Origin of the sequence: Shewanella sp. (assembly GCF_041630135.1) — a bacterium.
Classification (GTDB): domain Bacteria; phylum Pseudomonadota; class Gammaproteobacteria; order Enterobacterales; family Shewanellaceae; genus Shewanella.
In genome coordinates this window covers 28,255-44,226 of sequence record NZ_JBFKLW010000022.1, presented here as the reverse complement: position 1 = coordinate 44,226, position 15,972 = coordinate 28,255, and the positions used below count along the sequence as shown (strand labels likewise).

Genomic DNA, 15,972 nt, shown 5'->3' with positions numbered 1-15,972 from the left:
ATGACGCCTCGGAGTGCCATAGCTGGTGAGCATTGGCATGGTTATCCTGTGACAAATTCAACGCAGCGAACTGTGTGGCGGCAGGGCCAAGAGGAAATGGATGGAAGCGGGATACTGTAATGTCGACCCGACCTTCAAGTCGGGTCAAAACCGCTGGTCAGAACCCTCTACAGCGGCTCGTGGGGTACATGATTTCTGGGCTATTTGTCCGTTGGGGTTTGGATATCCAGCAGCTCAATGACGAATTCCAGGGTAGCAAAGGGTGGGATTTCTCCGCCCAAAGCGCCACGACTGCCATATCCCAAATCATGGGGCAGGGTAAGGCGGAACTTGCTGCCCACCGGCATTAACTGCAGCCCTTCGGTCCAGCCTTTGATGACTTGGTCGAGTGAAAAAGTGGCTGGAGCATTGCGTTTAAACGAACTGTCGAACACCTTGCCATCGATAAGCTGTCCTTCGTAATGCACGCTTACTATGTCTTTGGGGCCCGGTTTTGGGCCTGTACCCAGGGTCAGTACCTCGTATTGCAATCCCGATTCTGTGGTGGTCACCCCAGGTTTTTTGCTGTTTTCCACCAAAAAAGAACTGTTACTTGCCAGCTGCTGTACCTTGAATTGCTCGGCGCGTCGTTTTTGGGTCGCCAGACGCATTTCACTGACGAGCTTCCCTGCAACCTCGTGATCCATACTGGCCTTATCACGCAGTGCATCGCCAAAGGCCGCGATGATAATGGCTTCATCGAGTGGCTCATTGATCTCTGCCTGTGCGTTAAGGTACTCCCGGGCAAAGTTGCCAAATTGGGAGCCCACAGCATAGGACTTTTCGACCGTTGCCGATTGCGCTGTTTCGGCATTGGCTGTGATGGCATTTTGTGCAGGGGGGGGAGACTGAACTTTGGGTTCACAACCCATGAGTAACGTCGCAGTCAGCAGCGGAAGGACGAACTTTTGATGTGTATAGTGGCTCACGTGGACTCCGTAACATCTTTGTAAAAGAACTCATACTAACGGTTACGGATTTACAGACTCAACGCATAAATTGTGCGCCTTTGTACAAGCGATTATGAGCTGTGAATGCAGGAGACCCATGCATTTCAAGCGGATGTTTGATTAGCGCCGTGTTCTTGAGAATGTAGAGGGTTTTTTATTTATCCAGTTGTTTTGTTGATTAATTTTATAAATTGATTCAATAAATGGCTTGGTGCTAGTACAGCCAGCCGGTGCGCACGCTCAGACCTGCGATAACAAAGGCCACCGCCAGCAGGGTCACAACAACGATGTGACCAGCCATGGTGTAAAGCAGGCGACAGTTGGTCTTTTCGTGGGGGAGGCGCGCAGCCTCGGTGGCCAGCTGGGGCAGTACCCTGAATCTGGCACTCAGGGCCGTGAGGAGTGTCAGCAGCAACAGCAGTAACTTGGCCTTGATGATGGCCGAAAACGGCTGAGCCTCGGCAAACCAGAGTGCAGGGTTGGGCAAATAGTGGCGCGCCAGCATCATCCCTGTGGTGACTTGCACCGCAAGGGCTGTCATGGCCAGTTTTTCAAAGCGCGACTCAAAATCCAGTAAAGGCTGAGGATCTTTGTTTTTCAGGGCGGCGGGCAGGATGCTTAAGGTTAAAACCAAATGGCCACCTGTCCAGAGAATTGCCCCCAGCAGGTGCAGCAATAAAATCGTGGCGTACAAGGTAAAGGCTCCCAAAGCGCCCTGTCGATGTGAAGGGCGGCTTTGGCAAGCTTAAGGGAGGAACATTAAGGCGCCTTGATCTAGGTTAATTCCCGGAAAAAGTATGCTGCCAGGAGTTCACGCTGGTTCGCCTGCGTATGGGAATAGGCTTTAGCCCTTAACCTCGGGCAGCAGGATAGTGCCTTTAAGGTAATCCACTGCCTGACCGGAGATCCTGACTCTGTCGCCGACGAGCTTACACAACAGGCTGCCGGGACGGGACGACAATTGCCGGGCCGTAAGGCGTGTTTTGTTCAACCTTTTGGCCCAGTATGGTGTCAGTTCACAGTGAGCCGACCCTGTTACCGGGTCTTCGTCCACCTTGAGCCTCGGGAAAAAGCAGCGACTGACAAAGTCCACCTCGTCGCCGGGCGCTGTGACAACCACGCCTCTCTAGGGCAGGCTGTGCCAGGGGGGAAAGTCCGGCGTTAGGGCTTTTACGCTCGCTTCATCCTTGAGCACGACAATGTAATCAAACCCGGTGAGTACCGCTTCAGCGCCCATGCCCAGACCTGCAATCAGGGCGGCGGGCACCTCGGTGGGATGTGGCACAGTGGCCGGAAAATCCAGGGTGTACATGTCATTGCTGCGTGTCACTGTGAGCACGCCACTGAGTGTCTGGAAGGCAAGCTCATTGCCTTCATGCCCCAGATGGTTGAAAAGCACATGGGCCGCCGCCAGCGTGGCGTGACCGCACAGTTCCACCTCCTCTGCGGGCGTGAACCAGCGCAGGTGGTAGCCGCCGTTCATCGGCACTGTAAACGCGGTTTCCGACAGGTTGTTCTCATTGGCAATACTGGCGAGCAGTTTATCGTCCAGCCAGTGTGGCAACGGACACACTGCGGCCGGATTGCCTTCGAATACCCGGCGAGCGAAGGCATCGACCTGATACAGGGTTATTTCCATGGGACTTCCTTGAAGCAAAATCGGAAACAGATTCGTATTCTGTGCAAGGTATTGTTATTTCAGCTTGTTTGCCTTGAGTCAACCAAGGGATCCCACTCAGGGGACGAAGAAGATGAAAGTCAGCCTTAAGAATTAGCCCGCATGGCTTGCAGAGATAAGACGGTATTCAATCACGTAGAGTGAATCTAACTCAGGGTAGATGTCGCGGATAACAGCTTTCAAATCCTTAAGTGACAGGTGTTCCTGACGGGCATGTTCCTCGTTCAGGGCATCGAACTGAATGGGCGTGACTGAGCCTATTTCAATATCGCAAAACCAGCGGTCTGTTTCATAGGTATGGACGGCGACCCGGGTGCCCGGCACATAGTGTGACTCGGCCTCGTCACGGATGGTGATGGTTTTGTCGCCGGAGAGAATGATGGGTTCAAACCGCTCATAAAAGGTAATTTTAGTTGGATGCACTTTGTAGGCTCCTAGGCTCAAATAAAGGGCGCTTTGTCCCGGGATGATGCCATTTTAACGCTGTAACGTCTGACTGCGGTGCTTTTTCTGCACGCATTTGAAAGAGCTCAAACAAATTTGCCTGAAATGGTAAAACTTTCCTTGTGTCTCACGTTACGTAAGGCACAAGACTCGCTGTTGTGCCCTGACAGGCATGGAGTAATGGATGGTTTTTAAGGAGAACGCGTGGCGCAGTACAGTGTCAGTGAGTTGGCAAAATTGGCCGGGGTGAGTGTGCGAACCCTGCATCACTATGATGAAACGGGATTATTGAGCCCCAGTGGTCGCAGTGCCGGTGGCTACCGGATTTACGGTGACAGGGAGCTAATCCGGCTGCAGCAGATCCTGATGTATCGGGAGCTGGGGCTCAAACGCGCCGATATCAAAGCGCTGATACACAACCCTGAGTACCGTTCAGATCAACAGATGCTCGCTTGCCTTAAAGACCAATATCAACAGCTTGGCGGCCGCATCGCCCACTTTGAAAAACTTCGGGGCATGTTGGCATTGACCATCGACAGGCTCGAGAACGGGTCACAGGAGTCTTGGATGACAGATAAACATGCAGCAACGGCGCTTTTCAGCGACTTCAGTGACAAGGTGCGCAGCGAAGCAGCACTGCGTAAAGAAGCGGTAGCAAAGTGGGGGGAGGAAGCGGTTGTTAGAGGCAGTCGCGGCCGGGACGCACTGGCGCCATCGCAAAAGGCGGTGCTGGGCGCAGAAGGTGAGGCCATTGCCATGGCACTTGCCGCCTTATTGGGCGAGCCACCTGAATCTGAGAAGGTGCAGGCGCTGATGGCGCGTCAGCATCGGTGGCTCAGTGCCAATGGCGAGTGCCCCAGGGCGCAGCTTCCCATGCTGGCCGCCATGTACCTTGCCGACGACAGGTTCAGGCCGTTTTACGACCGCTTCGGTGAAGGCTCGGCCGCGCTGATGCACGATGGTCTGCTGGCCTATGCCGCCAGCGACTGAGCTTGAGCGTGCCATTAAAAAACCGGCTGTTTGCCGGTTTTTTATGGTCCCACCCGGGCAAGTTCAGCCCTGATTGCGTTCGCCACTTTTGGCATTGCCGCGCGGGCGCTGCTGGCCTTGTGAGTGCTGGCCTTGAGCGCGATTGCCGCTGCGGGGTTTGCTGTTGGCAGCTCTGTCTGTCTTCGCGCGGTCATTGCGAGCGCCGCTTTGACGGTTGCTGTCGCTGCGGGAACTGTCGTTACGAGCTTTGTCGTTGCGGCCATGGTCTGCGCGGGGGCGATCGCTGCGGGGCTTGTCAGCGCGCGGCTTATCACTTCGCGGCTGGTCAGTGCGAGTCTGGTCGTTACCGGCTCTTTCACGGCGCGGCTGTTCGCTGCGGGATTGGATTCTGTCCTGCTGGTTGCGCTCTTCCTGAGCTCGGCTGCCCTGCCGCTGCTTGGGCTGGGCATTACGGCTCTGGCCCTGAGGTTTGCGGCCCTGGCTGTTATTGCCGGGCTTGCCACCCTGCTTATGGCCAGACTTGGACTTGCCCTGATTTTCGCTGGCTGGCAGGCCATGAACCGGCTCGAAACCGACAAATTCCTTGCGAGGAAGCGACTGCTTGATCAGGCGTTCGATATCCCTTAATTGCTTGGCTTCTTCATTGGATACCAGTGACGCAGCTTCACCACTGGCACCGGCGCGGCCGGTACGCCCAATACGGTGAACATAGTCTTCCGGTACGTGTGGCAGCTCGAAGTTCACCACGTTGGGCAGTTCGTTGATGTCGATACCACGGGCGGCGATGTCGGTGGCAATCAGCATCCGAATGGCGCCGCGTTTAAAGTCGGCCAGCGCCTGTGTGCGGGCGTTCTGGCTCTTGTTGCCGTGAATGGCGGCAGCCTTAATGTCTTCGGCGTCCATTTGGCGCACCAGACGGTTTGCACCATGCTTGGTACGACAAAACACCAGTACTTGTTGCCAGTTATTAACTCGGGTCATTTCAGCCAACAGTGCTGGCTTGCGGGTTTTGTCTACCGGCACAATCCACTGTGTTACGCTCTCGGCGGCGCTGTTTTTAGGCGTTACAGATACCTCTGCGGGATTGTGCAGGATGCCGTGAGCCAGGGTGCGGATTTCTTCCGAGAAAGTTGCCGAGAACAGCAAATTCTGCCGCTTTGCCGGCAGCAGTTTGAGAATACGGCGAATATCGTGGATAAACCCCATGTCCAGCATGCGGTCTGCTTCATCCAGTACCAGAATATCCAGCCCGGAAAAACTCACTTCACCTTGCTGATGCAAATCCAGCAAGCGGCCGGGGGTGGCGACCAGAATATCTACGCCGCGCTTTAGCTGGCTGATTTGTGGACCAATACCCACACCTCCGAATACCACAGTGCTTTTAAGCGGAAGGAACTTGCTGTAGGCGTGGATGTTTTCGCCGATTTGCGCAGCCAGCTCCCGGGTAGGAGTCAGAATAAGCGCCCGAACTTGCCTGGAGCCTGCCTTTTGGGTTTTGGACAGTAATTCCAGCAAGGGCAGGGTAAATCCGGCGGTCTTGCCGGTGCCGGTTTGGGCAGCGGCCAGCAGGTCCCGTCCTTCCAGTACCACAGGAATGGCCTGTGCCTGAATAGGAGAGGGGGTTTGGTAGCCCTTTTGCTCGAGGGCTTTGAGAATGGGCGCCGACAGGCCCAGAGAGGCAAAACTCATGCAGTGTACTCGTGCTGGCAGGAAATATGCCCATTGCAAAGGCCAGTCTTTGCGCGGGGGCGCAAGCTTACCAAAGCATAGGCGTTATCGCTACGGCAGGAACGGAATTTTGCGAATGTGCAGAGCTGTTTGCTTTTCATGCCTGATTAATGGGGAACGGTAACACTGTCTGACAATGGCAACTGACTGTCAGTTAAAAAGGATGAAACATGAAATATTAGTTAATGATTGTCGCGCCAGTGTCGCTGGCATTGTCGGGCTGTGGCTGGTTCGGTAATGATGAAAGAGCGGCATTGGAACTGGCATGGCTTAATAGGGATGTGGAAATCAGGCAGGTGATTGAACAAATTCGTACCCAGGGGCTGGAAGCTGTGGCCAGCAGTGCGCATGCAGGTTCAGTGGCGGCCTGCGTTGCCGATCGCCTGGACAAGGACCCACTGGGGAAGCTGGCAACCGTGGAAGGGGCGTTGGCAGAGTCTGTCCCTGTGAATGAGCTTCTGGCAGATCTTGAAAGTCTGCTGTCGCAGGAATTGAATTTTGAAAGCGCCTCCAGTCTGCTGCAAAAAGGTGCCGACATAGCGGCTTATGCCAAAGTCCTGATTGAGGAACAAGGGATCGCTGGGGCATCCAAAAGCCTTGCGGCCATGAGTACTCAGGCAGAATCCTATGCCCAGCAAGACCTTGGCGGCCATTTTCAAACTCTCATTGAAGGTTGTAAGACCAGGACGAACTGATTCAATCTGCCTTGGTCGGAATGATACTTTGCCGTTTGGGCTCCCTTGCCATTGCCATGGGGCAGCGACCACAGCTGCTGTTGGCCGGCTGCTGGATATTGGCGTAAAGCTTGGCGAGATCGGGAATATTGATAAGGCCCCTGGATTCTTCAATGATGCCTTCACTGTTCATTTTTTTGATGAGCCTGGAGAAGGTCTCTGGCTGAATGGATAGGCGTGATGCCAGGGTGCGTTTGGGCACATCCAGTGTCAGCTCGCCACTGTTGGCACCCGAGCGTTTGCTGTGGCGTACCAAAAACAGCATCAGCCTGTTTTCAGCATTTTGCAGGGTCAGATTTTCTATTTCCTGGACATCTTTATGCAGCCTGGTGCTCATTGCCGCCATGACTGCGAGACAGGCTTCAGAATTTTGCTTCAACAAACTCAGGTAGGTTTCGGCATCAAAGCTGATCAGTTCGCACCCCTGTACCGCCTGTGCTGATACCGGATAGTAGGGCTGCTGATTGAAAATCAATGCTTCGGCAAAGGTGTTTTGGGGGCGAACCACTTCCAGCACCTTTAGTTGGCCCTGGCTGCTGGTGATATACAGTTGCAGATTACCTTCCAGCACCAAATAGAAGCGTTTAGCCTCGTCCTGGCGATGAAACAGGTGTTGCTGCGGTGCCAGATGGATACGACTGGCGCTGCTCATCAGCACCGCCAGTTCGTGGCTGTTAAATGCGGAAAACAGGTGGTGTGCCTGGATCGTTTGGCTGGTCTTGGTATCCGTGATCATCTTGGTCCCTTCAATTGGCAGGGAAAGCCGCAAAGCAATTCAATGCTGGCGTTCACTGCCAATCAAAAGTTGCCTGCTTAATGCATCTTTCCTTTTGAAGGTAAACTAAGTCACATATACCTTTGATTCTTTGATCTGGATCGCGACTTTTGCGAAGACCTGAATTTGAACCAATCAGGTACTCATTTTTCGTCAGTGATGGTGTTCATGTCCGCTCGCCATATCGGTGGCGGCTTTTACTACCTGCGCATCAATCTGGCTTTGGCTGCCGTCATCAAAGTGAGCGACAAAATGCAGGGTTTCTCCTTCTGCGGGAACCCGTGACATATCGAGAATCATGCCGTGCAGTCCCATCGGTGCCAGGCTGACCATGTCATTGGGGGCTATTTCAATGTGCTCAAGGCGCTGCATTTTAACCTTGTCGCCTTCATGGAGGCTTTGATGTAACTCGACCCGGCCATCGCTGGTCGTAATAGCGGTCAGGGACACTGGCTTGGCAGTGCCATTGTGGAGAGTGAGATATAAAGGCAGCGCCCTTGCAGTAGGGGGCATTGCACGCACCCAGGCATCATGCACCATGAGGTTTCCTGCCTGAGCCAGGTTAGCCAGCAGCAGGGCACCAAGACCAGCCAGATAGCGTTTTTTCATCAACATACATACTCCTTGAGTTTTCAGGCCGCAGGCGGATTTAACAGGGATGCGATTTCGGTTTGCATTTCGTCCAGGGGCGTGCCGGTATAGAAAAAGCCCCTGACCCTGCCTTGCGGATCCAGTACAAATATTTTGGCGGTGTGGGAGTACAGATAGCCCTTGCCTTCAGACCCTTTGGATTCGATGCTGAGCTTTTTGTACTCGGTGGTGACCTTGTCGTCTGCCAGTTTGCTGTAGTCGGCATGATACATGGCTGCTACGTCATCTATTTTGGCGCGTTCGTCCACCAAGCCGATAAAACTTGGGTCGAAATAGCTCAGGTACTTATTGAGGTGCGTTGGGGTGTCATAGTCACTGTCGATACTGATAAAGAGCACCTGTACCCGGCTGCGATCTTCGCTGTCCAGTCGCTGCATCAACTGACTGACGTGAGCCATGGTTGTGGGGCAGATATCGGCACAGTTGGTGTAGCCAAAGAACATCATCACGACCTTGCCGCGAAAGTCGGTGAGCGAGACGGTACTGCCTTTGCTGCTTTGCATACTGAAGTCGCCGCCTATGCCCTTAAGCACTGGCATGGTTGCTGACGCAGTGTGACATATCAGGGCTGTAGCCAGTGCGATTGGCACGAACAGGTTCATTTTCATATCAATTCTCCTATCAACAACGGATTTCCGCGCCAAGATCGGTGACGGGTGGCAAGTAGCTTTCGTGGTATTCCATCACCCGCGCCGTACCATTTTCAATAATGACCTGCATTTGCACGGCAATCTGTGCCAGCTCCTGTTCTGATGCGGTGTTGGTAGCGCGCCACTGATATTCAAAGCTGACGGAATAGTTATTGGGCTGAGTGGCAGGTGTTATTATCAGATTTTTGATTTCCCGGCGGCTTTGGCTGTGACCCAGGGTAGATAATTTGGCAAGGTAGGCATTGGCATTCTTTGCGCCGCGCTCTGCACCCTCAAAGGTGGTAACACCAATCTGGGGGCAGATGTCGCATTGTGTATCGGGATTGTCCAGTTGAGCTGTCCAGTTGAAAATCATTGCTCTGATCAGGTTTAGCTCACTTGCGCTGCGATAATTTGAGTCGAAGTCATCTTCTTCATGAACCAGCGTCTCCAACCTGCTTAATGTCAGTTGCCCGGGCTCAAGATACAGTCTGACTTCGAGGTAATGACCACGGCTCAGGCCTGTTGCGGAAAGTGGCAGATATTCCAGAGTGACATCCACAGGGAGCAGTGCTTCGTCCAACGATTGTGTCTTGATGGACAGAATATGGTGTGCGCCTACATGAGCGAGTGACTGAGGAGTGGTGTCGCCAATTTCGGGGAGTGCAATAGAGGCGTCGGCAGTCATCATGTCTGTTGGCAGCCTGCCGGTATCGAGTTTACCGTACCAGTTATATACAAAGGCGTTGATAACATAGTCTCTTTCAGCGCTGAAGGCCACACTGGTATTGGCGTTAAGCAATAGAAAAGACACAAAAATAAACAGGATGCGGCCCATAAAAACTCCTTAATAGCCGGGCTCTATTGAGCCCGGCTCCGGGACGGTCAGGCAATGGCAGTGGGTTTTCTTACCTGTACCATCAGGTTGTCATCCCATTCACCATCAACCTTGATATGCGCAGCTGCGCCTTTCATGATGGCTTCGATCAGGTTGTGGTTAACATAGGCGTGCAGACCGGGCTGTCTGAAGGTGTACAGAGCTGCAGCGGCGCTGCCACCTGCAACCATCCAGGTTTCCAGATCCCGCTGTGGCCGGTCGGCAAATGAGCCTGCAGCCCACACATAGTCGCCATGACCGCCGATGATGTGTGGACGGGTATCGCGGTTGGCCTGAGAGTGGATAAACAGTACCGATTCACCCACTTTGGCAGGCAAGGCATTCTTACCTGTCAGTGCACCCACAGCGCCGTTAAAGACGATGTGAGAAGGTGTCAGGGTCTTCATGGTGGCCAGAACTTCCTCCATGCTTTCCATCAGCAGGTTGTACTGCTTGTACTGACCCTTTTCATCTTTGGGTACGTAGAAGTCGGCTTCGCCAATGTAGTAGGCGCGGTCGTAATGCAGAGGGTTGCCATCACCATCGGTAAGACCTTCCCGTGGCAGAACCATGATGGCACCATGCATACCCATTGCCACGTGCCATGGGATCATTACGCCGCCCGGGGCGCAGTGATAAACAAAAGTACCTGCCTTGGTTGCCTTGAAGCGGAAGCACACTTCCTGGCCGGGGGCGACCAGGGTCAGCTCGCCGCCACCCAGAGCGCCGGTGGCGCTGTGTAAATCGATATTGTGCGACAGCACGTTGGTTTTAGGATTGACCAGCGTCACTTCCACATAGTCGTGTTGATGGCAGACAATCAGCGGACCGGGTACGCTGCCGTTAAAGGCGCACACCCAGGCTTTTACACCATTTTCAAGCTCTACCTGCTTTTCTTCGATTTCGAGTCTGACTTCAACTACCTTGGGTTTGCCAGCGGCAACCTGATCGTGCTTTGGCACCATAGGTGGGGGGACCAGTTCCTGTTTTACCCGCTCCAGTTGGTCGGCGGTGTAATTTGCCATGCGATCGCTTTTGGCTTTGGCGCTGGTACCGGCTGCCTGTGCGCCAGTGGCCATCAATCCCGAGGCCAGACCCAAACCGACCACACCGGCGCCAACGGAGCCACCAAGGAAATTACGACGTTGTTGACTGAATTCAGGATGTTGCTGTTCTGTCTTATCTTTCATATATAACTCCACTGGATATTCGTATTGTGTGAGCCTGTGGCTCTTGTGATGATGGATTTTGCTTCGGTTGCTGACTAAATTAGCGCCGTTATCAAAAAAGCAATTGATACAAGTCAACTGGCAAAAAAACTTTCCCTTAACGTCAGCGGTAGCGCTAAGTTCATGAGCTAAATGGATAAAAATAAATGAATTGAACTGCATTAATATTCATGGAGCTTGGGGCAAACCTTTGCTATCTTGGCGGTAATTCTCAACACCTTCGGGCAAGCCCCGGGAAGTACTGCAATGCCCATGGCCCGAGCGCCCCATGCAGCCATAGATAACCTCAGTCATTACGCCCGCAGTCGCCGGGATGCCGCATTGGCGGTCATTCGCAATGTATTGCAAATGTCTGATATTTCTCCTTCACGATTTAATGCGGCCATGCAGGCGATTGCCAGCGATTGTCAGGTGGCGTTGCATTTTCATCCCGACAGGTTTGACAGCCGGGGCCTGATGGTCGCCGAAGGCCTTATGCAGGATGGGCGTTATCGTTGTCAGTTTGAAACCCGGGTTTCCAGTGGATTACTGTCACCAGAGATAGGTGGTGCCCGCGATCATTGGGAGCGCAGTTTCTTCGGTGATGTGAGTAGCGAGTTGACGGTAAGGCCCAAATACGGCGCACTTGACCTGCTGCGTGCGCCCAATGGACCTGCTCCCCGTTTTGGCAGTTGTTACTTTTTGACCAAGCCAGAAGTGCTGGAAAGAGCCACTTTTTGTTTTCATGATTCTTACCGCAACCCGGTGGACAAGGGCACCGCCGAGGCGTTTGAGTTGGTGATGGCGGCATTGCTGACTGAGAGCTTCGAGCGTCGTTATGCTCTGGGGGAGCACGGTCTGTCACCCGGGAAATTAATAGACAGGCTGCTTGATACCCTTAAAGAAGATGTCGAGCATCGTTTTACGCGGCCTCTGGCTGGTAATCTTGACCATTACATCGAGGCACAGATCCATGGCTCACTAAGGCTTGATGAAGATATGGCAGCCCTGGTGGCTGATCCCAGCTTCAGGGGCACAGAAATCGAGCGGCTGCTTGTCGCTATCGCAGGACGATATGAAATTGAACTGATGTGGCATCAGGGATTGTCGTTATCTGTGGAGGATGTGGTTACAGATTTTCGTGGCCCTACCATGCCATCACTGGCCAAAAGGGTGGCGATTGACGGCCAAATCAATGCTTACTCCATTGGCGTTGCCGCGAGGGAAGTGAGCCGTTTTCCCACTCGCTGGCGCGAACGTGGGCATCAGGCTGAGGTACTCAGCGAGCTTAAGTGGCTGTGGCACCTTTTGGTTCGCTACGGCTCCACCACAGATTGTTGTACTCCTGTACCTGCTTTGGTTGAATAACGCCGAAGCTATGGTTGTTTTCGCTGGGCGCGGCTTGTCGCGGTTTCTGCCGCGGGCCACGCCGGCGCCTTCACCGCAAGCTGCGCCTTGCATCGTTCCGCTATCAATTTTCCCGCAGTACGCACGGGATTTATTCGCACCTTCCTTAACTCAGGCTTAAGGTTTTTTTGATCTGGCGCAAATTTTGTGAATCCCTTAACAAATCAGTCTGCCCGGGTTTATTCGTTAAGAAAACGCTGAGATACTGCCTTACTGCCGTCGTTCCGGCCCAGTTGTTGGGTCAAGGTGCAGGGCCCGACTATGGGCTTGAATGCAGGATATTCATGGATAAATCCCTCGAAAAACAACTTTCCCAGTGGCTAAAAAGCCAGAAAGGCGCCTGTGGGCCTTTTCTGGCTTTCAGCGTTGCTCTCGGTGTGTTTGCTGGCGTGCTGCTAATAGCACAGGCCTTTGTTATTGCGCGTATTCTTTCGGCCGTGGTCATGGAAGGCGCCGCACCTTCAGCCTTTGTCAGCGAGTTTGCCGCCCTGGCAGCACTGATGGTGGCCAGGGCTCTGTGCGCCTGGGGGCGCGAGCGGCTCGGCTTTGAAGCAGGGCGGCGGCTGCGCCTGAGTTTGCGACGGGCAGTATTGAATAGGCTGACGGAACTTGGGCCTGCATTTGTTAAGGGCAGGCCCCTTGGCAGCTGGGGTGCAGTGGTGCTTGAGCAAATTGAAGATCTGCATGATTTTTACGCCCGCTACCTGCCGCAACTTTCGATTGCGGCCCTTATTCCGCTGATTATTCTTGCCTGTGTGTTCCCTCTCAACTGGGCTGCTGGCCTTATTCTGCTGGGCACAGCGCCGCTTATTCCACTGTTTATGATCCTGGTCGGTATGGGCGCAGCCGATGCCAATCGCAAGCATTTCTCGGCACTGCAGCGGCTCTCCGGCCACTTTATGGACCGGCTCAAGGGGCTGGTGACCTTGCGGCTGTTTCACCGCGCCGATGCTGAAGGTAAAGCCATCGAAAAGGCGTCGGATGAATTTAGAAGCCGCACCATGGCGGTGCTGCGAATGGCCTTCTTAAGCTCGGCTGTGCTGGAGTTTTTTGCCGCCATCAGCATAGCCCTGGTGGCGGTGTACTTTGGCTTCAGCTATCTCGGCCATCTGGATTTTGGCCATTACGATTTGTGCATCAGCCTGTTTACCGGCCTGTTTGTACTGATGTTGGCGCCTGAGTTTTATCAGCCTCTGCGCGACATGGGCACTCACTACCATGCCAAGGCGCAGGCGGTGGCGGCAGCTGAAGCGCTGTCTGAGCTGCTAAGCGTCGAAAACTCAGCGCATCAGGGCCAGCAAGCGTTGCCGCAGCAGCTTGAAATTGTTGCCAAAGATCTGTGTATCTACAGCCATCAGGGGACCAAACTCGCCGGGCCCATTAGCTTTACCTTTAAGGCGGGGGAGCGGCTGGCGATTGTTGGGCCATCTGGCTCAGGTAAAACCAGCCTGCTGAATGCCTTGTTGGGCTTTTTGCCCATCAGTGGTGAGCTTTCCGTGGGTGGGGTGAACTTCAACGAACTGGACATGGATGATTGGCGCCGAACGATAGCCTGGCTTGGTCAGGAGCCGCATTTGTTCCACGGCACCCTGAGGGACAATATCGCCATGGGTCGCAACCTTGATGACGATGCGCTGTTGGCTCTGTGCCATAAGGCGCAGATTGGTGATTTTGTCGCAGCCCTTCCGGGAGGGCTGGAGCACAGCATTGCCGAGGGTGGTGGCGGGCTTTCAGTGGGTCAGGCACAGCGCTTTGCCCTGGCACGGGCGCTGGCAGGAAAACCTGAGCTGTTCCTGCTTGATGAGCCCGGCGCCAGTCTGGATGTGGACAGTGAACAGCGGGTGATGGCTGCCATTTACAGTGAAAGTCAGGGAAAAAGCCTGCTGATGGTCAGCCACCGCCTGGATGAGCTTGAGCGCCTTGATGGGGTGCTGGTGATGGAAGGCGGGCGCATTGTTGAGCGGGGCCGTGTCAGCGAACTTGCTGCTTCCCGGGGGCTCTTTGCTGCGCTGTTAGCAGAGTCTGGTCTGCCAGCTTGTGAATTGGCCTTAGCAAAGGGAGATGCATCATGAGTCTGATTAAGCTCTTCTTGCCCTTGCTTAAACGCCAATGGCTGATGATGTTCACCGGCTTGCTGCTGGCTATCACCACGCTGCTGGCGGGGATTGGGCTGCTGTCGCTTTCCGGTTGGTTTTTATCGGCCACGGCGGTGGCCGGGCTCAGCGTCGCGACCGCTCAGGCATTTAACTTCTTTACCCCCGCAGGCGGGGTGCGTTTTTTATCCATCGCCCGCACCGCCAGCCGTTACGGCGAGCGCCTGGCGACCCACGAGGCCACCTTCCGCCTTTTGACCGAGCTCAGGGTGAAGGTATGGCGCGCGCTCATGCCCCTTGGCGATCGCGAGCTGAGTCACTTTCGCCGTGGTGAGCTCTTAAATCGGCTGGTGGCCGACATAGATACTCTGGACCACTTTTATCTGCGGTTGATGGTGCCCATGGGGGCCTTTTTAGCTGTATTGTTGGCGCTGTTTGCCTTTATTGGTTGGTTCGACACCAGGCTTGCCTTGGTGATTTGCGGTGGTTTGCTGGGTTGTTTGTTTTTGATCCCACTAACTTTTTATTGGCTTGGGCGATACAGCGCTGCCGCCGTGGTAAACGGTAAGCGTCGTTATAGGGTGCTGGCCATGGAGTATCTCGGCGGCATTGCCGAGCTGTCGCTGTTTGGCGCCCTGATTGGCTATCGCAATGTGCTCGATGGTATGGAAAGCGATTGGCAAAAAGCCCAGGCGCGGATGGCGAGTCTGCAGGGCCTGTCCCAGGCGGCCATTATTCTCGCCCATGGCGCGCTGGTGCTGACCATCTTGTATCTGGCGGCATCCGGAGTGGGTGAGCGGGTGCCCCCGGGGCCTCTGGCGGCCATGGTGCTGTTTGCCTCATTGGCGGTAATGGAAATGATGATGCCGCTGGCTGGCGCCTTTACCCAGCTCTCAGGCTGCTTTGCAGCCTGCGACCGGGTGAAGGGATTGATAGATACTGAGTCTTCCATTGGCTTTGGCATGCAGACTCAGGCCGCTGCCGGTGATGTGCGTTTCGATGCGGTGCATTTTGGCTATGATGCCAATACCCAGGTGCTCAGCGGCCTTGAGCTGACCGTCACGGCGGGCTCACGAGTGGCAATTCTGGGTAAAACCGGAGTAGGCAAGTCGAGTCTCTTTACCCTGCTGACCCGGGGCTATGATGCAGACAGGGGCAGCATTTCAATCGCCAATACGGATATTGCGCAGCTCTCGGAATCTGCCCTGCGTGCCTCTATGACAGTGGTGAGCCAGCGGGTACACCTGTTTGCCGGCGCGCTCAGGGATAACCTTGTCATTGCCTGCGCGCACAAACCAAGCGATGAGGCGTTGCTGGATGTACTTGCCAAAGTGGATTTGGCTTACCTTGCTGAGGGTGAGGAAGGGCTTAAAGTCTGGATAGGTGAGGGTGGCCGGATATTGTCCGGAGGCGAGCAGCGCCGGATTGGTATTGCCCGGGCGCTGCTCAGAGACACGCCGTTGCTGCTGCTTGATGAGCCCACCGAAGGGCTCGACAGACGCACCGAGCGGCGGATGCTGGCGCAGCTGTTTGCCCACGCCGAGGGCAAAACCCTGATTATGATTAGCCATCGTCTGACCGCCATGGGGCAAATGGACGCGATTCATTTGCTGGAGAATGGCCGGATTGTGGCCAGCGGCAGCCATGATGAGCTGCTTGGCAGCCACCCGGCGTATCGGGCGTTGTCGCTTGCCAAGGGCTGAAACGCGTCGGTGTCAGTAAAATAAAAACAGGGCCTTGGCCCTGTTTTTATTTCGCAATTATGGATT

14 protein-coding genes and 1 pseudogene are annotated in these 15,972 nt (G+C 54.5%); 5 read left to right on the top strand and 10 right to left on the bottom strand.

All coding sequences use genetic code 11. From position 1 onward, the window contains the following. Nucleotides 1-200 precede the first annotated feature (200 nt). From ABYK60_RS08195 to yqfB, 4 genes and pseudogenes are all read right to left on the bottom strand, one after another. Nucleotides 201-968: an FKBP-type peptidyl-prolyl cis-trans isomerase gene (locus ABYK60_RS08195; protein ID WP_372871494.1), complete on the bottom strand. Its 768-nt coding sequence runs from the start codon at nt 966-968 to the stop codon at nt 201-203. Between the two features lie 235 nt (nt 969-1,203). Beyond that, complete coding sequence (locus ABYK60_RS08190) at nt 1,204-1,683, bottom strand: CopD family protein (RefSeq protein ID WP_372871493.1); 480 nt, start codon at nt 1,681-1,683, stop codon at nt 1,204-1,206. 150 nt (nt 1,684-1,833) lie between these two features. Then, a pseudogene (locus ABYK60_RS08185) lies at nt 1,834-2,628 on the bottom strand (PhzF family phenazine biosynthesis protein). A 132-nt stretch (nt 2,629-2,760) separates the two neighbouring features. Beyond that, the gene (gene yqfB, locus ABYK60_RS08180; RefSeq protein WP_372871492.1) at nt 2,761-3,090 is read right to left on the bottom strand and encodes a N(4)-acetylcytidine aminohydrolase; all 330 of its coding nucleotides are present in this window, start codon (nt 3,088-3,090) and stop codon (nt 2,761-2,763) included. Nucleotides 3,091-3,315: 225 nt separating this feature from the next. On the opposite strand from yqfB, the gene ABYK60_RS08175 reads away from it, so the two are divergent. Then, nucleotides 3,316-4,101 carry a MerR family transcriptional regulator gene (locus ABYK60_RS08175; protein WP_372871491.1) on the top strand — a complete coding sequence of 262 codons (786 nt, stop codon included), beginning with the start codon at nt 3,316-3,318 and terminating at the stop codon, nt 4,099-4,101. A gap of 63 nt (nt 4,102-4,164) precedes the next feature. On the opposite strand, the gene ABYK60_RS08170 is transcribed toward ABYK60_RS08175, so the two are convergent. Then, a complete protein-coding gene (locus tag ABYK60_RS08170; RefSeq protein WP_372871490.1) occupies nt 4,165-5,790 on the bottom strand; it encodes a DEAD/DEAH box helicase in 1,626 nt (541 codons plus the stop codon). A 224-nt stretch (nt 5,791-6,014) separates the two neighbouring features. On the opposite strand from ABYK60_RS08170, the gene ABYK60_RS08165 reads away from it, so the two are divergent. Continuing rightward, entirely contained in the window at nt 6,015-6,524 is a 510-nt protein-coding gene (locus ABYK60_RS08165) for a hypothetical protein (protein ID WP_372871489.1), read from the top strand. A 1-nt stretch (nt 6,525) separates the two neighbouring features. On the opposite strand, the gene ABYK60_RS08160 is transcribed toward ABYK60_RS08165, so the two are convergent. The 5 genes from ABYK60_RS08160 to nirK all read right to left on the bottom strand — a co-directional run bounded on the left by ABYK60_RS08160 (nt 6,526) and on the right by nirK (nt 10,685). Continuing rightward, nucleotides 6,526-7,299: a Crp/Fnr family transcriptional regulator gene (locus ABYK60_RS08160; protein WP_372871488.1), complete on the bottom strand. Its 774-nt coding sequence runs from the start codon at nt 7,297-7,299 to the stop codon at nt 6,526-6,528. 192 nt (nt 7,300-7,491) lie between these two features. Further along, nucleotides 7,492-7,953 carry a copper chaperone PCu(A)C gene (locus tag ABYK60_RS08155; RefSeq protein ID WP_372871487.1) on the bottom strand — a complete coding sequence of 154 codons (462 nt, stop codon included), beginning with the start codon at nt 7,951-7,953 and terminating at the stop codon, nt 7,492-7,494. A gap of 17 nt (nt 7,954-7,970) precedes the next feature. Further along, nucleotides 7,971-8,597, bottom strand: coding sequence for an SCO family protein (locus tag ABYK60_RS08150; protein ID WP_372871486.1), 627 nt, complete (start codon nt 8,595-8,597; stop codon nt 7,971-7,973). A 13-nt stretch (nt 8,598-8,610) separates the two neighbouring features. Beyond that, the gene (locus tag ABYK60_RS08145; protein ID WP_372871485.1) at nt 8,611-9,456 is read right to left on the bottom strand and encodes a hypothetical protein; all 846 of its coding nucleotides are present in this window, start codon (nt 9,454-9,456) and stop codon (nt 8,611-8,613) included. A gap of 47 nt (nt 9,457-9,503) precedes the next feature. Then, entirely contained in the window at nt 9,504-10,685 is a 1,182-nt protein-coding gene (nirK, locus tag ABYK60_RS08140; RefSeq protein ID WP_372871484.1) for a copper-containing nitrite reductase, read from the bottom strand. Nucleotides 10,686-10,970: 285 nt separating this feature from the next. Here nirK and ABYK60_RS08135 point away from each other — a divergent pair, with 285 nt between their 5' ends. From ABYK60_RS08135 to cydC, 3 genes are all read left to right on the top strand, one after another. Beyond that, entirely contained in the window at nt 10,971-12,071 is a 1,101-nt protein-coding gene (locus ABYK60_RS08135; protein ID WP_372871483.1) for a DUF3626 domain-containing protein, read from the top strand. Nucleotides 12,072-12,394: 323 nt separating this feature from the next. Continuing rightward, entirely contained in the window at nt 12,395-14,182 is a 1,788-nt protein-coding gene (cydD, locus tag ABYK60_RS08130; RefSeq protein ID WP_372871482.1) for a cysteine/glutathione ABC transporter permease/ATP-binding protein CydD, read from the top strand. Then, nucleotides 14,179-15,906 (top strand): cysteine/glutathione ABC transporter ATP-binding protein/permease CydC, encoded by a 1,728-nt coding sequence (gene cydC, locus ABYK60_RS08125; protein WP_372871481.1) that lies wholly within the window; start codon nt 14,179-14,181, stop codon nt 15,904-15,906. The genes cydD and cydC overlap by 4 nt, the downstream gene beginning before the upstream one ends. Nucleotides 15,907-15,972 lie beyond the last annotated feature (66 nt).